This window comes from Chelatococcus asaccharovorans (assembly GCF_003201475.1).
Classification (GTDB): domain Bacteria; phylum Pseudomonadota; class Alphaproteobacteria; order Rhizobiales; family Beijerinckiaceae; genus Chelatococcus; species Chelatococcus asaccharovorans.
On record NZ_QJJK01000011.1, the window covers coordinates 92,989 to 109,820 of the forward strand.

General features: G+C 64.8%; 18 protein-coding genes. 5 read left to right on the forward strand and 13 right to left on the reverse strand.

Annotated features, from left to right (window positions below):
• Positions 1-35: 35 nt before the first annotated feature.
• Positions 36-194 carry a hypothetical protein gene (locus C7450_RS34110; protein WP_170147404.1) on the forward strand — a complete coding sequence of 53 codons (159 nt, stop codon included), beginning with the start codon at positions 36-38 and terminating at the stop codon, positions 192-194.
• Positions 195-304: 110 nt separating this feature from the next.
• Here C7450_RS34110 and C7450_RS24105 read toward each other — a convergent pair whose 3' ends face one another.
• From C7450_RS24105 to C7450_RS24115, 3 genes are read right to left on the reverse strand one after another with little or no spacing between them, the layout of a single operon-like run.
• Entirely contained in the window at positions 305-1,363 is a 1,059-nt protein-coding gene (locus C7450_RS24105) for a protein phosphatase 2C domain-containing protein (protein ID WP_110377020.1), read from the reverse strand.
• A gap of 2 nt (positions 1,364-1,365) precedes the next feature.
• The gene (locus tag C7450_RS24110) at positions 1,366-2,709 is read right to left on the reverse strand and encodes a serine/threonine protein kinase (protein WP_170147405.1); all 1,344 of its coding nucleotides are present in this window, start codon (positions 2,707-2,709) and stop codon (positions 1,366-1,368) included.
• Between the two features lies 1 nt (position 2,710).
• Positions 2,711-3,364, reverse strand: coding sequence for a vWA domain-containing protein (locus C7450_RS24115; protein WP_146227486.1), 654 nt, complete (start codon positions 3,362-3,364; stop codon positions 2,711-2,713).
• 494 nt (positions 3,365-3,858) lie between these two features.
• Between C7450_RS24115 and C7450_RS24120 the strand changes: the two genes are divergently transcribed.
• The gene (locus C7450_RS24120; protein ID WP_170147406.1) at positions 3,859-4,596 is read left to right on the forward strand and encodes an NADAR family protein; all 738 of its coding nucleotides are present in this window, start codon (positions 3,859-3,861) and stop codon (positions 4,594-4,596) included.
• 475 nt (positions 4,597-5,071) lie between these two features.
• Here the strand turns inward: C7450_RS24120 and C7450_RS24125 are convergent, their stop codons facing one another.
• The gene (locus C7450_RS24125) at positions 5,072-5,476 is read right to left on the reverse strand and encodes a phage integrase central domain-containing protein (RefSeq protein ID WP_425351257.1); all 405 of its coding nucleotides are present in this window, start codon (positions 5,474-5,476) and stop codon (positions 5,072-5,074) included.
• Positions 5,477-5,850: 374 nt separating this feature from the next.
• Between C7450_RS24125 and C7450_RS24130 the strand changes: the two genes are divergently transcribed.
• Positions 5,851-6,960 carry a sulfite oxidase gene (locus C7450_RS24130; protein ID WP_110377025.1) on the forward strand — a complete coding sequence of 370 codons (1,110 nt, stop codon included), beginning with the start codon at positions 5,851-5,853 and terminating at the stop codon, positions 6,958-6,960.
• Positions 6,961-7,017: 57 nt separating this feature from the next.
• On the opposite strand, the gene C7450_RS24135 is transcribed toward C7450_RS24130, so the two are convergent.
• From C7450_RS24135 to C7450_RS24145, 3 genes are read right to left on the reverse strand one after another with little or no spacing between them, the layout of a single operon-like run.
• Positions 7,018-7,809, reverse strand: a complete 792-nt coding sequence (locus tag C7450_RS24135) for a VOC family protein (protein WP_110377026.1) — start codon at positions 7,807-7,809, stop codon at positions 7,018-7,020.
• A 60-nt stretch (positions 7,810-7,869) separates the two neighbouring features.
• Entirely contained in the window at positions 7,870-8,349 is a 480-nt protein-coding gene (locus tag C7450_RS24140) for a DUF1579 domain-containing protein (RefSeq protein ID WP_110377027.1), read from the reverse strand.
• A gap of 14 nt (positions 8,350-8,363) precedes the next feature.
• Complete coding sequence (locus C7450_RS24145) at positions 8,364-9,095, reverse strand: DUF899 domain-containing protein (protein ID WP_110377028.1); 732 nt, start codon at positions 9,093-9,095, stop codon at positions 8,364-8,366.
• A gap of 70 nt (positions 9,096-9,165) precedes the next feature.
• Between C7450_RS24145 and C7450_RS24150 the strand changes: the two genes are divergently transcribed.
• Positions 9,166-9,612 carry a MarR family winged helix-turn-helix transcriptional regulator gene (locus C7450_RS24150; RefSeq protein ID WP_110377029.1) on the forward strand — a complete coding sequence of 149 codons (447 nt, stop codon included), beginning with the start codon at positions 9,166-9,168 and terminating at the stop codon, positions 9,610-9,612.
• Between the two features lie 135 nt (positions 9,613-9,747).
• Positions 9,748-10,155, forward strand: coding sequence for a VOC family protein (locus C7450_RS24155; protein WP_110377030.1), 408 nt, complete (start codon positions 9,748-9,750; stop codon positions 10,153-10,155).
• Between the two features lie 173 nt (positions 10,156-10,328).
• Here the strand turns inward: C7450_RS24155 and C7450_RS24160 are convergent, their stop codons facing one another.
• From C7450_RS24160 to C7450_RS24185, 6 genes are read right to left on the reverse strand one after another with little or no spacing between them, the layout of a single operon-like run.
• Entirely contained in the window at positions 10,329-11,201 is an 873-nt protein-coding gene (locus tag C7450_RS24160; RefSeq protein WP_110377031.1) for an ABC transporter permease, read from the reverse strand.
• Positions 11,202-12,122, reverse strand: a complete 921-nt coding sequence (locus C7450_RS24165; RefSeq protein WP_110377032.1) for an ABC transporter permease — start codon at positions 12,120-12,122, stop codon at positions 11,202-11,204. It abuts the gene before it with no gap.
• Positions 12,123-12,128: 6 nt separating this feature from the next.
• Positions 12,129-12,989, reverse strand: a complete 861-nt coding sequence (locus C7450_RS24170; RefSeq protein WP_170147407.1) for an endonuclease/exonuclease/phosphatase family protein — start codon at positions 12,987-12,989, stop codon at positions 12,129-12,131.
• Positions 12,990-13,024: 35 nt separating this feature from the next.
• The gene (locus C7450_RS24175; RefSeq protein ID WP_110377205.1) at positions 13,025-14,101 is read right to left on the reverse strand and encodes an ABC transporter ATP-binding protein; all 1,077 of its coding nucleotides are present in this window, start codon (positions 14,099-14,101) and stop codon (positions 13,025-13,027) included.
• Between the two features lie 7 nt (positions 14,102-14,108).
• Positions 14,109-15,170 (reverse strand): ABC transporter ATP-binding protein, encoded by a 1,062-nt coding sequence (locus C7450_RS24180; RefSeq protein ID WP_146227488.1) that lies wholly within the window; start codon positions 15,168-15,170, stop codon positions 14,109-14,111.
• A gap of 8 nt (positions 15,171-15,178) precedes the next feature.
• A complete protein-coding gene (locus tag C7450_RS24185) occupies positions 15,179-16,735 on the reverse strand; it encodes an ABC transporter substrate-binding protein (protein WP_170147409.1) in 1,557 nt (518 codons plus the stop codon).
• Positions 16,736-16,832 lie beyond the last annotated feature (97 nt).

Consider the following 16,832-nt stretch of genomic DNA (forward strand, 5'->3'; position numbering starts at 1 on the left):
AGAGCCACGTTCATCAGCAGGAAAGGGCATTCCCAATGGTTATCCCCGGACTCATCCTCGTCGCAGCGACCTATGGCTTTGGCAAGATTAGCGAACGGCTCTTCGGTCGCCGAATGGTCCCGCTCGACGACGTCACGCTCTTTGGCGCCGCGGCCGGCATCGTCGGCTGCGCCCTTCTGTTCGGCAAGCTCTGAGGCAAGTTAAGGTATTGCCTGTCGCAATGCAGACGACCCGGTCCGGCCGGCTTCGACATCGAAGCGACGGCCGGATCGGCGCTTGTGATATCTTCGCGAACGGCGGCCCATCACGGCAGCGGCGGCAAGTCCTCAGGCGCCGCCTGGACGGCGTCCCCCGCGCCCTGCCTGCCCTGGATTTTTTCGACCAGCGAGGCAAGCACCTGCGGCCACTTCGCAGGCTTCAGGTTGTTCCAGGCGGATGGAAAGTACGCCCATGTCACCAACGGGATCAGTATCGCGAGCAACACCAACGAAAGCCCTGCGCGAGCAAGCAGCCTGCGTTTGCGGCGTCGGTTCTCCCTTGGCGAAGCATCCCAGGCCAACGCCAATGAAATGTCGTCGCCGCTGCCTTCATGCGAGGTCTCGGTGAGCCACTGCGCCAGCTTGTCGGCAACGTGATCGAGACCCCGGCCCTCCAGGAGACCCTTCAGGTCGAGCCCCACTTTCAGGAATGCCGCGTCGTCGGCGAAGGAGTTCGCATAGCCGTCGCTCGACAGCATCACCAGTGCGTCGCCTCCTCTTCGCCCGCGCATGACAAACTCCATCCGGAAGCGATCGACCGCGTCGGCCTGGCACATCGATTCGGTGAGATGACTCGGCAGGTCCGTGCGGCCACGCGCCCGCCGCTTCACCGCACCGTCCGGTGCCACGCTGAGGATGTCGCCGTCGCCGACCTGCAGAAAGACATCGAAGCGGCCACCGATGCCTGCGACAACCAATGTACTGCCGTACAGCAACTCCACGCCCTCGCCTTCGAGGTCGTGGCGATCAGCGGGCGGATCGGCCTTGACGTCGGCTTCGACCTTGGCGCGCCACGCCTTGACGATGCGTGCGGGCAGGCCCTGCGCCGAGCGCCGGAGGTCGGCTTCGGCAAGCGTCGCCGCCTGCTCCATCCAGGCCGCCACGACTTCGATGCCGGCCGCCACGGCAAAGCGCGAGCCCCGGTCGCTTCGTGCGTGGCGATCGTCGCCGTGGCCATCCGCCACCGCCAGCACGACGCCACGCGCTTCCGTCAAGAGCTGAGCACCGACCGCATCCTGGTTCGGCGCGCCGCTTTGCTCATGCGACGCGCCACGCACGCTTTGCGTCGCAATCTGCCAGTTCGCAGCAGCCTTGACGGCCGGCATGATCAGACGACCTCTGCTTTGGCGCTGCCGAAGTCGATCTGCATGCCACGCTGCAGCTCGACGATCTGGTTCGGCGCCACCTCGCGCTCGCGGCCGTCGGCTAGCTTGATCTTCAGCGGCGAAGGCGTGCCGTTTCGCAGTCCGATCAGCTCCGGCCGCTCCGGGTGGCGCACGCAATCGCCGACGGCTGTCGCGAAGTCGAACCGACGGCGCGGATTGACGTGATGCGGATAGAGCGAGACGCGCTCATCGGCCACCACGAGATCATCGCCGACCTGCAGGCAGACCGGCCGGGGCATCGGCCGGCGGCAGGCGGGCGCCCAGCACGTTCCGGCCTCGTCCGCATCGGCGTCGAAGAAGTTCTCCGTCCCGCAATACGGGCACAGGGCGATCGCATCGCGCAGTCGCACCAGTGCCGTGCGCCACTCGGTTTCCAGCACGCGCCCGTGGCGCGGGTCGGCGATCCCGCTCGTGAACGCGCGCACGAACATCTCACGCATGAACGAAGGGTAGATCGGCCAGTAAAAGATCGCCTCGCGATGATAACCGTCCACTGGGCGGTTCGAAGCGTCTTGCGGATCGAAGATGAACACCGGCTCGGTGCCGTAAAGACGTCTCTCGGCGGCCGCATCCATGATCGGGCAAGCATACTCCCGCGCGCCGAGCAGCGGATGGCAGCGAAACAGCGCATAGAAGAGAAGCACCGAAAGGGACCACAAGTCGGTCGCGATGGTCGGCCGCGCCTGCCCCCGCATGATTTCCGGAGCCATGAATTGTGGCGTGCCGAGCGCCACGTCGATCGGCGCATCGTTGACGTCCGCGTTGTCGTTGTCGCAAATCCTCACCTCGCCGGTCGAAGGATCCAGAGCGACATTGCCGAAGTTGATATCCATGTAGCACCAGCCGCCGGAGTGCAGCGCACGATACTCCTGGACCGTCTCCAGCGCGGCGGTGACGACGACGCGCCAGGACGGCGTGACGGCGCCGATGATCACCCCGTCGAAATCGCGAAAGCGCGAATCGCGGAACGGCATAATGTAACCGAAGGTATTGGGATGGTCGGCGCTGGTGACGAGGTCGATCGGCCAGAGAAAGCGTGGACTGGGCGGATCGCGACGCGACAGGCGGCGCAAGCGCTCGCGCAGCCGCCCGTCTTGGCGGACGAACTCGGAGCGGTACCATTTCAGGGCATAGCGCTGGTGGCCCATCGAAACGGCGTAGACGTCGCCCTGCCCGCCGCCCGCGATATGCTGCTCGACGACGATGTCGACGCCCGACGTTTCAGCCGTTAGACGCTGACCGCTTCTGAGCAGGGCGAATTGCCCCTCCGAGCGTTCGCGCAGCATGTCACGACACCTTGCCCTTCGCATCGTCCCAGGTGATCCATTGGTCCAGCGGCGGCGGGGTCGCTGGTCCGCTCGGGCGCGACGAGCGCGCAATCGCAGTGACCGACGCCCAGCGGATCATCTCCGGCAGCTTGTAGGCGTCGGAGGCATGCAGCGGCGGGAATTCGGGGTTGCCGACGAACTTCTCCAGGCAGTGCATGTCGACCTCGTTGCCGACGCCGATGGCGAGGCGGGTTGCGATCTTGCCGAGCGGGTTGCTCATCAGCTTCTCGAGGCCGGCCTCGAAATCGTCGGTCGCATAGCCGTCGGTGACGAGAATGATCACCGGCGGAAAGAACCGGCCGCGGGTCGCCAGTTTCTCGAACTCGTCGGCAAGGCGCGAGAAGGCTTCGCCCATTGCGGTCTCTCCGTCGGCGCGGACGTAGTCGGCCCACTGAAAATCGGTGAGCGGCACCGGCTCCGGCGCCTCCGCCGACAGCGCTCCGTTCGGCAGCACCCACTGTACGTCGGTGCTGAACCGCAGGGCGCGGACGACCACCCGCGCACTGGCGTTCTTTGCCGCGGCCCGCCGCATCTCGGGAATGGCGTCGGCGACGGCGAAATTCAGGCTCTGGACCTTTTCGCCGGTCATCGACGTCGAGCCGTCGAGCAGCAATAGGAAATGGATTTCCCTGTTGGCGATCGCTCCGCCGGGAAGCTCAGGATTTTTCACGGCCTCTCTCCGTTGCAGACCCGCGCGGCGCAGTGAACGGGCGTGATGCAGTCATTCACATCCTATAGAACCGGCGCGACTGGGGTAGTAAAGCTTTCCAAACGGATCTGAACCCCGCGAGAGGATGGGCGGTCGGCGCCCTACTTCGGGGGCTTCGAACCGGTGATCGTCGTCGAAAGCCGGAAGAGCGCCCGCACGGTCGAGACGCCCCGCCCTGATGGGCGGCGGGGATCGTAGGGCGGTTTTCCAGACGGCGGGGCCACTGGGCCGGGTGGCGGCTGCTTCGTGCCGCAGGCAGCGCAACGGCTCACGCCGTCGGGAAGATGTTGCTGGCAGCTCGTGCAAATCATGCGCGCCGAAACCCCCGCGGCTGGACTGCGAAATGTCGCTCGGCAGAGACGCGCAATTATAGGCTCAAGACCCTGAGCCTGAAAAGAATGGAGTGCAAGGCCCGCCCAGCGGCCATCGCGCAAGACGCGATTCCGATCGCTTCGGAAGCGTTTGCTTTCTCCATTTTGCCCCATGGGCGAAAACCTGCGAACGTCGATCCTGGCGGCGGGAGGTATCGGGAAATGCGGTTCATGTTGCGAAAGGGCCTCGTCATTCTGAGACCCGGCGACGGCGACGAGGCCGAATGGTCCGACTGGATTGCCGCGCATGCCGGCCAGGTGTTCAAGCTGCGCGGCGCGGATCGCGGTGCGGCTCTGCACGCCATGGGCAACGAAGCAGAGGCGTGCCGCGAGCCTTTGAACATCACCTCACGCTCGCCCGGCGAGCTGCGCCTGATCTCGAACTTCGCTCACACGCCGTTCGTTCTCGACGGGATGACCTACGCCGGGATCGAAGGCTTCTGGCAGGGTCTGAAATTCCCGGACGAAGCCGACCGCCAGCGGCTCGCCGGGCTTTACGGAAGCGCGGCGAGGGATGCCGGTTACTACGCGCCGCGCAGCGAGGAGCTCCATTACGGCGGAAAGAGGGTGCTGATCGGAACGTGGGACCATTGGCAGCTGATGAAGCGAGCCTGCATCGCTAAGTTCGCGCAGCATGACGGGGCGCGCGCAGCGCTGCACGCGACCGGCAAGAGACCGCTCGTGCATCACGTGAAGCCGGATAGCCGTACGATTCCCGGCGTGATCATGGCTCAGATCTGGATGGCAATCCGGGCCCGCCTCTGATCGGGTCGGGGTTGTCTCGCGGCCAGGGATGAAAACGCCGGCGCGTCATGGTGCGCCGACGCCCGAAGCACCGCCGGGAGACTTTACTGGTCAACAGTGTTCGGAGGAACGATTCCGAGACGCTTGGCGCCTTCCAGGTGCAGGCCTTGCCCGCTGGAGAAGGTAATGCACGGGCGGCTTGCGTGGCCGCGCAATTCCCTTGGGCCAATAGTTTCTGGCCATCCGATATTCCTCCGTCAGCCGGTCGGTGCGCGGCGCAATCACGCTGATGGTCGGATAGACCGAAAGCCTCAGACGTTCGGCCATCCGCCGCGCATATTCGTCGGTCGACGGCGAGCCGTAGGCGAACACCGCAACGCCGGCCAGTTGATTGAGCTGTGGACACGAGGTGACGAACCGGGCAAAGGCCTGCGTGAGCGGAGAGGTCTGGTCGCCAAACTGAGCTACTCCCCGATACCCAGGAGATCAGCAGACGTCACATCGTAGCTTCCGTCACTGTCCGGATTTCGGGGAGTAGCTCACACACCCCCTCAGCCAGCTTGAACTCGGACCAGTAGGCCGCCCTTAGCTCACCGGGACGAGGGAACAGTAGCGCCAAGAGCTTCAACGCAGCTGTCGTCGTGGCCTGCCCCTCGAAGCCGTCGACTGCCCGCAGGAGCGCCCCGAATGCCCTTGGCTCGGTCAAGGCGGTCCAGGATCTCCTCTGCGGTGCGGCCAGGGCACCCCGCAAGGCGAAGGTTGGATCCGTATCGGCACGCGCGGTGGCAACAGCATAGAGGAACACGCCGCCGATGGTGGATCGCAGCCTGCGTGCGGTTTCATACCGCCCGCGCATTGCGACGCGCCGTAAGGTTTCAAGGATCTCGAGAGTCGTGATCACATGAATCGGGCGACAGTACCGTGCAGCGTCCGAGATAATTTCGGCTTTTGGTCAGGAACTCGGCAACAGCCGAGTTCCGGTGATCCCGACCGGAAAGGCGCCTCGATACATCGGGATGGCAACGGAACTCGGCAACAGCCGAGTTCCGCGTTGAACAAGTTGAAGTCGGGCAAGCCCGACTTCAATGACAAGCCCGGCCATGACAGCTGAAAGGGCTGAATGTCGATTGATCCTAGATTATAAACATCCTGGTGGTCGTCTGTTCCCGACATTTGCCCGCGGAGCCGATACAAATGGGATGTACATGTTGGCAACGAACCACGCGCTCGCCACGACCCTGACATGAGACACGCACCCCGAGGGAACCACGGCCCATGGCAGACAGCAAGCAGCCCGCGCCGATCGTCCGGCAACAGTCGCCGCTGAATGTCGAATATCCCTTCTCGAGACTGTCGGACTGGCTGATCCCCAACGATCAGTTTTACATCCGCAACCATTTCCCGACGCCGCGCTTGACGGTGCCGGACTGGCGCCTGACGGTCACAGGGGCCGTCGACAAGCCGCTCTCGCTCGATCTCGATGCGCTCAAGGCCATGCCGAAGACGGAGCTTGCCGCCGTGATGGAATGCGCAGGCAACGGTCGCGTCTTCTATGAACCCGCCAGGGAAGGCCTGCAGTGGCAGGATGGCGCCGTCGGCAATGCCCTTTGGTCAGGCGTCCTGCTGCGGGACGTGCTGGCCGAGGCCGGCATCCGGACGAACGCGGTCGAGGTGGTGCTGGTTGGCGCCGACCGCGGCGTGGTCGATGCCGGCAAGAAAACCGCATCGCCGGGTGAGATTGCCTTCGCGCGCAGCCTGCCCCTGGATAAGGCCTTGTCGGACAGCGCGCTTCTTGCCTACGCCATGAACGACGAGCCCCTCATGCCCGAGCACGGCTTTCCGCTGCGGGCGGCGGTCGGCGGCTGGTATGGGATGGCCTGGATCAAGTGGCTCGTCGAGATCCGTGTCGTCGCGCAGCCCTTCACCGGCTACTGGCAGACGCGGGATTATATCCAGTGGGACCGCACGCTCGGCGAGCCGATGGTCGCACCGCTGACGACCATGAACGTCAAGTCACAGATCGCCCAGCCCGTGAATGGCGCCATCGTGGAAGCCGGCCGGCCCTTCCGAATCCATGGGGCGGCCTGGTCGGGAGAGGCCGGCCTCGGTACCGTCGAAATTGCCACCGGCGACGATGCGCCCTGGCAGCCCGCGACCCTCGTCGGCCCGGCCGCACCGCACGGCTGGCGCCTGTGGGAATTCATCTGGACGCCGCCCGCCCCGGGCCGCTATCGCCTCAAGTCCCGTGCCACGGATGCCCTGGGCAACCGCCAGCCGGAAACGCCCCAGCCGGATCGCGAGAGCTACGCCGCCAACTGGGTCATTCCGGTGACGGTGGACGCCACGGCCGGCCCCGAAGAGCCGGCCGACAACTTCGTGATCTGAAGCAAGTCCGCCTGTTGCGGATTGCCTCCGCTCAAAGATGGACGCCGGACGGCACGCCTACATCGACGGAGCCATCCCGCCCTTGGGCGGCGCAACCAACGAAAACACCACGCCCTGCGGGTCGAGCGCCTGGATGATCCAGGCACCACCCGGCACTTCCATCGGCCCGTTGATGACCCGGCCGCCACCGGCATTCACTTTGGCGACGGCGGCATCGATGTCTGGGACATTGAAATAGAAGGTCCAGAAGGGCGCAGGGACAGCCGGCGGCTTGTCCATCATTCCGCCGACAGCCTGGCTGTCATAGGCGAACAGCTGGTAGATGCCCATGGCGCCCATATCCAGGCTCTCGTCCTTTCGCCAGCCGAATTGGCCAGAGTAGAATGCGAGCGCCGCCTTGTGATCGGTCGTCATGAGCTCATGCCAGCCGACATGGCCATTGGCGCCCGGCGCGGCGTCGGGCTGCTCCTCCCCCTGTCCCTTGAACAGGGTGAACACCGCCCCCTGGGGGTCCGCAACGACGGCAAAGCGCCCGACATTCGGGATATCCTCCGCCGCGCGGTAGATCTTGCCGCCGGCTTTGACGACAGCATCCGCCGCGGCATCAACGTTGTCGGCGCAGATGTAACCCATCCAGCCGGGTTTAGCGCCGGCATCGCAGGCCTCCTGCGGCAAGGTCATGAGACCGCCGATGGGCCGCTCACCCGCGTTGAGGATGGTGTAGGCGAAATCGACCATGCCGGAATCCTGCATCGTCCACCCGACGACATTCTTGTAGAATGTCTCCGCAGCCGCCCTGTCGCTGGTCGCCAACTCATACCAGACGAACTTGCCCGTTGAACCCGCCATCGTTTGTCCTCCAATCTCAGTAGCATCTCATCTCAGAAGCGTCTTTTGGAACCGTCTGGGTCACGCCTTGCGTCGGTAGTGCACCGTCATAACCGGCTTCCACGTGCCATCCTCCGCGAGAAAGCGGGACGACAGTGTGCGGTTATTATCGTCCTCGATTGTGATGATATCCTGATAGCGGGTCGTTTTGGACTGATCCTCGAAGGACGGCCCGACGGTATCGAGGGTCAGAACCTTGCCCGCCGGATCCAGCGTTCCCTCGTAGATCCACATATGGGTCATCATCGACCCGATCCACGAGCCGATAAAACACTGTCTGGCCGGATCGAAGCCCAGGGTCAGAATCGTCGTCGCCGGCCCGCCGCCGGGCTGCTCGCCCTCCCCTTCCGAAACGAGCCAGACGCCATGGAGCATGCGCGTCGTCTCGGACCAGGGCTCTACGGGAACCTCCGAGCCCTCTCCACAGCCCGGCATGGACACGGTCCATTGGCCGACAAGTTGTTCCAGCCAGCGATGCTCTTTCTGCGGTTCAACTTTCATATCTTTGCTTATCCTTATGAATGACAACAGGTGACTTGCGGCGCAGCGTCGTATTCGTCGTGGCGGCGCACGAAATCCAAGGTGGATTTCTCGTTGCGTCCCTTCGGCGCGCGATCCAGCACCATCAGAGCACCGAGGAGATCTTCGCCTCCCCGCGCGTAACCGGAATAGGTATGGAAGATTTCGCCGGCCTCGTTCCTGGCGAAGGCACTCAGACCGGGCAGTTCATCGAGACCCTCGCTCGCCGGCAAAGCAGAATAATTATAGAATATATGACCGCTGGCGATCTCGCTTGGCCGAAACGATACGTGATAGTCAAAGTTGAAATCATTGTCGTGGGAGGACACCCAGGGCAGATGCCAGCCCATGCGCCGCTTGTAGGCTTCCAGTTTCTCGAGCGGCGCGCGCGACACCATCGTCAGCGTCACATCATGATGCTCGAGATGCGGCAAGGCCCCACCGAGATGATCCGCCAGGAAAGAGCAGCCGGGGCAGCCGGCCTCCCAATCCGGCCCGAACATGAAATGGTAGATCACGAGCTGGCTGCGACCATCGAAGAGATCAGCCAAAGTCTTTTTCCCGTGAGGCGTATCGAAGACATAGGTCTTGTCCACCTTCACCCATGGCAATGCCAGCCTTTCGGCATTGACGGCATCGCGTAGCCGCGTCAGTTCCTTTTCCCTGTCCAACAGAGCTTTGCGGGCTGTTATCCACTCGTCGCGAGAGATGACGGGATTGCCTTGCATGGCGATCCTCCCTTGCATCGGTTATCGGCTTATGGCTTGACAATTACGTTGATATCAACATTATTGCGTCATGTCAAAGCCGGTCGAGATCCCTTTTGAAACAACGATTCTGGTACGGGATACCTGCCTGTGCCTGCATGTCCAGCGCGCGGCTCGCGCATTGGCACGGCGTTTCGATGAGGCACTCCGGCCGCTCGGTCTGACCAACGGGCAGTTCTCGCTGCTGATGTCGCTGAACCGGCCGCACCCACCGGCAATCGGTTCCGTGGCTTCGCTTCTGGCCATGGACCGCACAACGCTGACAGCGGCCCTGAAACCGCTCGAACGGCGCGAACTCCTGACGATCGCCCCCGATCCGAAGGACAAGCGCAGCCGACTTCTCTCGCTGACCGCGGACGGCAAGGCCTTGCTCGCCCAAGCCGTCCCGATCTGGAAACGGGAACATGCCATCGTCGACACGCTGCTTGGTCCAGACGGGTCCGAACGTCTTCGCAACGACCTGCGCCAGATCGCCTGAACGGCGTCGCCGTCCATCGGAGCCTGGTTGATCTTGCATGCAGCAGGCTGGGGCCAGCAAGACACCGTTTAACTGTCATTCCAAGACAGACACAGCCAACCACAACCCGAGATGGAAATTTCGAAAGGAAACGCCATGGTTAAAGCTATATTCGTCAATGTCGCCGTGAAAAATCTTGACGCGTCGATTGCGTTCTTCAAATCACTCGGCTTCACGTTCAACGCCCAGTTCACCGATGAGACCGCCTCCTGCATGGTCATGAGTGATACGATCTATGCCATGCTGTTGACGGAGGCGAAGTTCAAGGAATTCACGCCGCGTAACATTTGCGACACATCGAAGGATGCCGAGGTCTTGATCGCACTCTCCCTCGAAAGCCGCGAGGCTGTCGATGACCTGGTGCGCAAAGCTGTCGCTTCAGGCGGGAAAACCTACGGCGCGCCGAAAGACTACGGATTCATGTATCAGCATGCTTTCCATGATCTCGATGGTCATGCCTGGGAGATCTTCCATATGGACCCGAGCTTCGTTCAGCCCACCTGAAGTTCCGTCTTCCCCGACGCGCTCCCCGAGAAACGCCGGGCGTAGGCATCCTCAATTCGACCAGGGTTCGGTACAGCTCGGCATGGCGATGAGCACGGTCACGATCGGCATGGCGACCTTGATCTCGCTGGCCTTTGCCTTGCTCTCGCACCGCCTGAGCCCGCGCCCTCGGCTCAGCGCAGCCGCGCATCGAAGTGATCCCGCATCCAGTCGCCGATGAGGCTCACCGACAACGTCGTCAGGACGATGACAGCGCCGGGGACGGCGGCCATCCACCAGGCGAGCACGATATAGTTGCGGCTTTCGTTGACGAGCAGGCCCAGCGACGTCAGCGGCGGCTGCACGCCGAGGCCGAGGAAGCTGAGGCCCGTCTCCAGCAGGATGACCTCGGGGAAGTTGAGGGTCATCTGCACGATCAGCGCGCCGACGATATTGGGCAGGATATGCCTGACATAGATCCGCGGCGAGCCGGCCCCGAGCGCGCGCAGCGCCCCGGCATAGCCCGTCGTCTCGGCGTCGAGCACGAGCCCGCGGGCAAGCCGCGCGTAACGCTCCCAGCCGGCAAAGCCGACGATAAGAACGAGCAGCCAGAAGCTCTTGCCGAAGAAGGCGACGACCGTGATGGCAAAGATGATGAAGGGGAGCGAGGCCTGGATGTCGACAAGCATCATGATGGCCTCTTCCCACCACCCGCGCAGCCGCGCCGCCAGCATGCCGAGCACGACACCGATCAGCATGCCCAGCACTGTCCCGAACAACGCGATGACGATCGAAAAGCGGATGCCATAAAGCACCCGGCTGAAGACATCGCGGCCGAGATGGTCGCTGCCGAACAGGAAGGGGTTGTCGTAGCCGAGGATCGCCGGGGGCTTCAGGCGCAAGAGCGGCTGCTGCTCCGCATAGCCGAAGGGCGCGATGGCCGGCGCCGCGATCGAGGCGGCGAGGATCACGGCGATCCAGAGGAAGGCGATGGCGATCGCCACCGGCGGCGGCTTGCCCCAGCGCCGACCGATCCGGACGCGACGGCCGATATCGAGCACGCTCATTCAGTGCCGCCTGCGTATTTTCGGGTTGAGGAAGCCATAGGCGAGGTCCACCGACAGATTGGCGAGCGTCATCGTTGTGGCGAAGAGCATGACCAGCGCCTGCACGACGGCGAGGTCACGCAGGCCTACGACATCGACCAGCAGCCGTCCGACGCCCGGCCAGCCGAAGACCTGCTCGACGATGATCGAGCCGCCGACGAGCCCGCCGAGCGAAAAGCCGATGATGGTGACGATGGGGATCGCCGCATTGGGCAGGACATGGTTCAGGATGGCCTGCCCGCGTGTCTCGCCCGCGGCGATCGCCGCCCGCACATAGGGCTGCTCGAGCACCTCGAGCACGGCCGAGCGCGTGAAGCGGGCGATCACGGCAGCGCCTGAGAAGCCCAATGTGATGACCGGCATGACGAGATGGGCAGGCGTCGCGCTGCCGGAACTCGGCAGCCAGCGCAGCCCGACCGCCAGAAGGAAGATGAGCGTGACCCCGAGGACGAAATTCGGCAGGCTGTAGCCGAGCGAGCAGAACAGCATCATGCCCTGGTCGAGCGGCCGGCCGCGATTGAGCGCCGCGATGACGCCGCCGGGAATGCCGATCGCCAGCACCAGCGCAAAGGCCGTCCCGGTCAGCGTCAGCGTGGCCGGCAGGCGCTCCAGCACGACCGTCAGCGCCTCCCGCCCATTGGCCAGCGACTGGCCGAAATCGCCACGCATCAGGTTGGTGATATAGACGACATATTGCGTCCACAGGGTCTGATCGAGCCCCCAGCGGGCGCGAAAGAGCGCGATCACCTCCTCCGTCGCGTTGTCCGGCAGGAGCTCGCGGGCGGGGTCGCCGGTCAGGCGCATGAAAACGAAGGCGAAGGTCATCACCGCCCAGAGGGTGATGATCGCGCGCAGGATCTTGACGGTGGCGAAGCCGAACATGGGATGTCAGTCGCGGAATGTGACCGCGACCGGCTGGTGATCGGACGCATCGGCGTCGCGCAGCACCTCGGCCGAGGCGACCTTGGCCCGGAGGCCGGGCGTGACCATGATGTAGTCGATGCGCTTGCCGGTCTTGCCATCCCAGTCGCGATAGATGGTATCGCCTTCGGTCTCGGCGTGGCCGGCGGCGACCCAGGCGTCGCAGAAGCAGCCGGGCGGATTGAGGCGGCCGTACATGTGACTGGTCGGGCCGACGAGCAGCTCGTAGACGGGGCTGTCCGGCGTCAGGTTGAGGTCACCCATCAGGATCGCCTCGGCGGGCACCGGCGGCGGCGGCTCTTCCAGCCACGAGGTATCGGGGTGCCCGCCGGCCGAGACGGGGCCGTCGCTTTGCGCGCGGCGATGCACGTCGAGGGTCAATTGGGCATGGAGAAGCCGCTCCTCATCGCACAGATGCGAGAAATGGCTGGAATAGACGCGGATCAGGCCAAGCGGCGTCTCGATCGTCGCTTCCGTCACGCCGCGCTGGATGGCATGGGCCGTCAGCGGCGTCAGCTTCGGAAAGAGGAACGTGCGCGTTGTGATGATCGGCCAGCGCGACAGGATGGCGTTGCCGAACTGGCGGCGGACATGGCGCCCGTCGAGGCGCTTGTCGATGTCGACCGTCGCCCCATACACGGCGTGGTATCCGCCCAGCCGCTCCGCGATGCGCTCGACTTGGTGGATATTGCCGGAGCGCTCCCAATAGGCCTCGACCTCCTGCAGGCCGACGATGTCGGCGCCGACGAGCACGTCGGCGACACGATCGATGTCATAGCGGCCATCGCGGCCCTTGCCATATTGGATGTTGTAGGTGACGACGCGCATCGGGGATGCCCTCTCGTGATGATCTCGACTGTGGCTCAGGCGTGAGCCTGCCGCCGCGGCGGGGCCGACGGCACGGTTGTGGTTGCGGTCATGGTTGACGGGGCAGCATCTTCGGCTGCCACAGCCGCGAAATGACAGGCGACGTGATGCCCCGCGCCGACGGCAGTGATGCGCGGCAGCTCCACGCGGCAGACATCCTGCGCGAGGGCGCAGCGAGGATGAAAGGGACATCCCGCGGGTATCGCGGCCGGGCTCGGCGGCTCGCCCGCAAGCCGTACGCGCTGGCGCGCGGTGCCAACCGCGATGCGCGGCACCGCCGAGACCAGCGCGCGGGTGTAGGGATGGGCGGGCGCCGCGAAGACCGTCGCAATCGGCCCCTCCTCCACGACCCGCCCGAGATACATGACGGCGATCCGGTCGGCGATATGGCGCACGACCCGGAGATCGTGGGAAATGAACACCGAGGCAAAGCCGCGCTGGCGCTGCAGGCTGCGGATGAGGGCGATGATCTGCGCCTGGACGGAGACGTCGAGTGCCGAGACCGGCTCATCGAAGACGACGAAGTCCGGCTCCGTCGCCAGCGCCCGGGCCATGACGACCCGCTGGCGCTGGCCGCCGGACAGCTGGTGGGGAAAGCGCGCGGCCAGCGCGGCGCCGAGGCCGACATCGGCGAGCAGTTGTTCAATGGGCGGCGCGACGGTCCCGGTCTCATTGCGATGAATGCGGAACGGCTCCAGCACCTGCTCGCCAATGGTCATGCGCGGATCGAGCGCCGCCAGCGTATTCTGAAAGACGAGCTGCATATGCGCCCTGAGGTGCCGTAGCCTGCCTTCGCTCAAGCCGGCGAGATCCTGTCCGGCGAACAGCACCTGTCCACGCGTCGGGCGTTCCAGGCCGAGCAACAGGCGGCCGAGCGTACTCTTGCCGCAGCCGCTCTCGCCCACGATCGCCAGCGTCTCCCCACGCCTGATCGCAAGGTCGACATGGCCAACGGCGGCGATGGTGCGGCGGGCGCCGATCCATCCACCGACGCTGAAGGACCGCCCGACGCCGTGCGCCGCGACGAGCACCTCGGCCGATGTTCGATCAGCCGACCTTTGATCAACCGGCATATCCAGATCAACCGACATGGCGGCGCTCCGCTGACGATGTGCCGGCTGCGGGCAAGGGATATCCCGACGTCTGCGGTTGGGTTTTGTCCCCGCCGAACCCGTGCGGCAGGCGCGGCTCGCTGCGATGGCAGGCCGCGCGGTGACTGCCGCTGACGACGACCGACGGCGGACGTTGCGCGCAAAGCGCGATCGCATCCCGGCAACGCGGCTGGAACGGGCAACCGGTGCCGGCGGCAAGCCGATCCCCGGGCGAACCGGAGATGGGCCGTGGCGGCGCCGGTTGTGCAAGGTCAGGCATCGAGGCGAGCAGCGCCTGGGTATAGGGATGCCACGGCGCGCCGAGCACGTCGGCCGCCTCCCCCGTCTCCATGACGGTGCCGCCGTACAGCACGGCGACGCGCTGCGCCATTTCCGCGACGACACCGAGGTCATGCGTGATGAGCAGCACGCCGAGACCCGTATCCGCTTGAAGATCTTCCAGAAGGTCGAGAATCTGCGCCTGCGTCGTCACGTCGAGCGCGGTCGTCGGTTCGTCGGCGATCAGGAATTGCGGCCCGGCGGCAAGCGCCCCGGCGATCATCACCCGTTGGGCCATGCCTCCGGACAATTCGTGGGGAAAGGCCCCGAGAATGCGCGCGGGATCACCAAGGCCGACGCGTGCCAGCATATCGACAGCCGCCGCCCGCGCCGCGCGCTGGCTCGTGGCGCCGTAGCGGCGGAACTGGCCGGTGAGATAGCGCCCCACCGTCCAGCGCGGATCAAGCGAGGCCTGCGGGTCCTGAAAAATGGCCGCGATCTGCCGGCCGCGGATGGACGCGTGGGGCCCGGCGAGGCCGGTGACATCGGTGCCGTTGAGGCGCACGCGGCCGCCGCGCCACATGATACCGCGCGGCAGAAGGCCGAGGATGGCAAGCGCCGTCAGGCTCTTGCCGGAGCCGCTCTCCCCGACGAGGGCGACGATCTCGCCGCTTGACACGGCGAGGTCGACGTCATTGACAAGGATGTCTCCGGCCGCCGAAGCGAGGGTGAGCCCCTCGACCTCGATACGCGCCGTCGGACGCCCGGCCATGCCCAGCGTCACCCGGGGAAGGTGAGATTGTAGGGCCGCAGATCCATGAACTCGAAGCTCACCGGCTTCCAGTTGATGCCACGGCGGACGCCATAGATCTCGACCGGTCGATACAGCACCGCACCGGGCGCCTCGTCCTCCCAGATGTCGAGGAGGCGCTGGAAGGCACCGCGGCGGTCGTCGCCGTCGGGCATGCTTGCGACCTGGGCGGCGAGGTCATTGAAGGCCTGCGGCGCTTTCCAGCCATGCACGGTCTGGACCGAGCCCTTCGGACCCCAGTCACTCGGAAGCGGCGTCGCCGCGTCGGGCATCTGGAAGCCATTCGACCAGTTGCGGATCTGCAGCCCCGGCGCCAGCACCTGGCTCCACTGGTCGACGATCTCCATACGCGCGTTGATGCCGACAGCCTTCCACATTTCCAGCATCATCTGGATGGCGGCAACCGAATTCACGTAGTAATCGTTCAACGTGCGGAAGGTGATCGGCTCGCCCTTGTAGCCCGCCGCCTTCACCAGCTCACGCGCCGCGGCCGGATCATGCTTGAACCCCGGGCGCTTCGGATCGTAGACCACGCCATATTGCGGGATCTGGAAGCCGTTGGTGATGCCGGCAAGCCCGCCCCACAGCGTCTTGTTGATCAGGTCGCGGTCGATGCTGAGGTTGAGCGCCTGGCGCATGCGCTTGTCGGAGAGCACCGGTGCATCAGACTGGTACACGACGAGATGCACGTTCTCGATCTGCGACGAACGCGCTTCCACGTGGGACTGCGAGGTGAGCATCGGCAGGTTGTCGGGCGTCAGCGCGCAGGCAATGTCATAATCGCCGCTGATGAGGCCCGCGGCGCGGGTCGCGACTTCCGGCACGACCTGGAAAGTCACGCGTGAGGCCGTCGGCCTCCCGAGATAGTAATCGTCGAACGCCTCCAGGACGACGCGGTCGCCGGGGATGAACTCGACAAGTTTGTAGGGGCCCGTCCCGATCGGCTTCAGGCCGAAGGCCTCCGGTCCCTGCTCGCGATAGAGCTTCTCCGGCACGACCCAGGCGATCCACGACGCCAGGCGCTTCTCCAGGCTGAAGTCATCGGCCTTGGTCTTGAAGCGCACGGTTTTGTCGTCGAGCGCTTCCACGCTCTCGAAATTCGCGGAGAACAGCGGGCCGCGCGGCACCATCGGCTTCGTGCCCCAGGCGCGATCGGCCGAGAAGGTGAAGGCCACGTCCTTGGCCGTGACGGTCTCGCCGTTGTGGAACTTGATGCCGTCGGCGATGGTCACGGTTACCGTGCGCGCATCATCCCGCTTCCAGGACTTGGCGATCGCCGGCACCAGCGCCGTCGCCGTGCCGGAGCCGTCGGCGAAGAAATCCCGGCGGATCAGCGTATCGAAGAGCGCGTTGGTGACGCGATTGCCGACATTGCCGATGGCATTGACCGGCTCGAGCGTGACCGGCAGCCCCTGCACCGCGATGCGCAGCTCCGGGCGCTTGGCCTGCGCCGAGACCCCCGTGGCCGCGAGCGTCGCAGCGGCAGCACTTCCCGCCATGAATGAACGACGTGACAGATCCAGCATATCCATATCCTTCGGATCGATATATATTGGCTATCTTATATACTTGCCGCGCATCAGTTTTATGACGAGAGCAGATTTCAGAAATAAATCAGCAGAA

Excerpts from the sequence above, each read along its gene's own strand:
- C7450_RS24135 (WP_110377026.1), bottom strand. The coding sequence starts at position 7,809 with ATGGCGGGTTCAACGGGCAAGTTCGTCTGGTATGAGTTGGCGACCAGC.
- C7450_RS24185 (WP_170147409.1), bottom strand. The coding sequence starts at position 16,735 with ATGCTGGATCTGTCACGTCGTTCATTCATGGCGGGAAGTGCTGCCGCT.
- C7450_RS24105 (WP_110377020.1), bottom strand. The coding sequence starts at position 1,363 with ATGCCGGCCGTCAAGGCTGCTGCGAACTGGCAGATTGCGACGCAAAGC.
- C7450_RS24155 (WP_110377030.1), top strand. The coding sequence starts at position 9,748 with ATGGTTAAAGCTATATTCGTCAATGTCGCCGTGAAAAATCTTGACGCG.
- C7450_RS24150 (WP_110377029.1), top strand. The coding sequence starts at position 9,166 with ATGTCAAAGCCGGTCGAGATCCCTTTTGAAACAACGATTCTGGTACGG.
- C7450_RS24165 (WP_110377032.1), bottom strand. The coding sequence starts at position 12,122 with ATGTTCGGCTTCGCCACCGTCAAGATCCTGCGCGCGATCATCACCCTC.
- C7450_RS24110 (WP_170147405.1), bottom strand. The coding sequence starts at position 2,709 with ATGCTGCGCGAACGCTCGGAGGGGCAATTCGCCCTGCTCAGAAGCGGT.
- C7450_RS34110 (WP_170147404.1), top strand. The coding sequence starts at position 36 with ATGGTTATCCCCGGACTCATCCTCGTCGCAGCGACCTATGGCTTTGGC.
- C7450_RS24120 (WP_170147406.1), top strand. The coding sequence starts at position 3,859 with ATGGAGTGCAAGGCCCGCCCAGCGGCCATCGCGCAAGACGCGATTCCG.
- C7450_RS24145 (WP_110377028.1), bottom strand. The coding sequence starts at position 9,095 with ATGCAAGGCAATCCCGTCATCTCTCGCGACGAGTGGATAACAGCCCGC.
- C7450_RS24130 (WP_110377025.1), top strand. The coding sequence starts at position 5,851 with ATGGCAGACAGCAAGCAGCCCGCGCCGATCGTCCGGCAACAGTCGCCG.
- C7450_RS24175 (WP_110377205.1), bottom strand. The coding sequence starts at position 14,101 with ATGCCGGTTGATCAAAGGTCGGCTGATCGAACATCGGCCGAGGTGCTC.
- C7450_RS24170 (WP_170147407.1), bottom strand. The coding sequence starts at position 12,989 with ATGCGCGTCGTCACCTACAACATCCAATATGGCAAGGGCCGCGATGGC.
- C7450_RS24180 (WP_146227488.1), bottom strand. The coding sequence starts at position 15,170 with ATGGCCGGGCGTCCGACGGCGCGTATCGAGGTCGAGGGGCTCACCCTC.
- C7450_RS24140 (WP_110377027.1), bottom strand. The coding sequence starts at position 8,349 with ATGAAAGTTGAACCGCAGAAAGAGCATCGCTGGCTGGAACAACTTGTC.
- C7450_RS24160 (WP_110377031.1), bottom strand. The coding sequence starts at position 11,201 with ATGAGCGTGCTCGATATCGGCCGTCGCGTCCGGATCGGTCGGCGCTGG.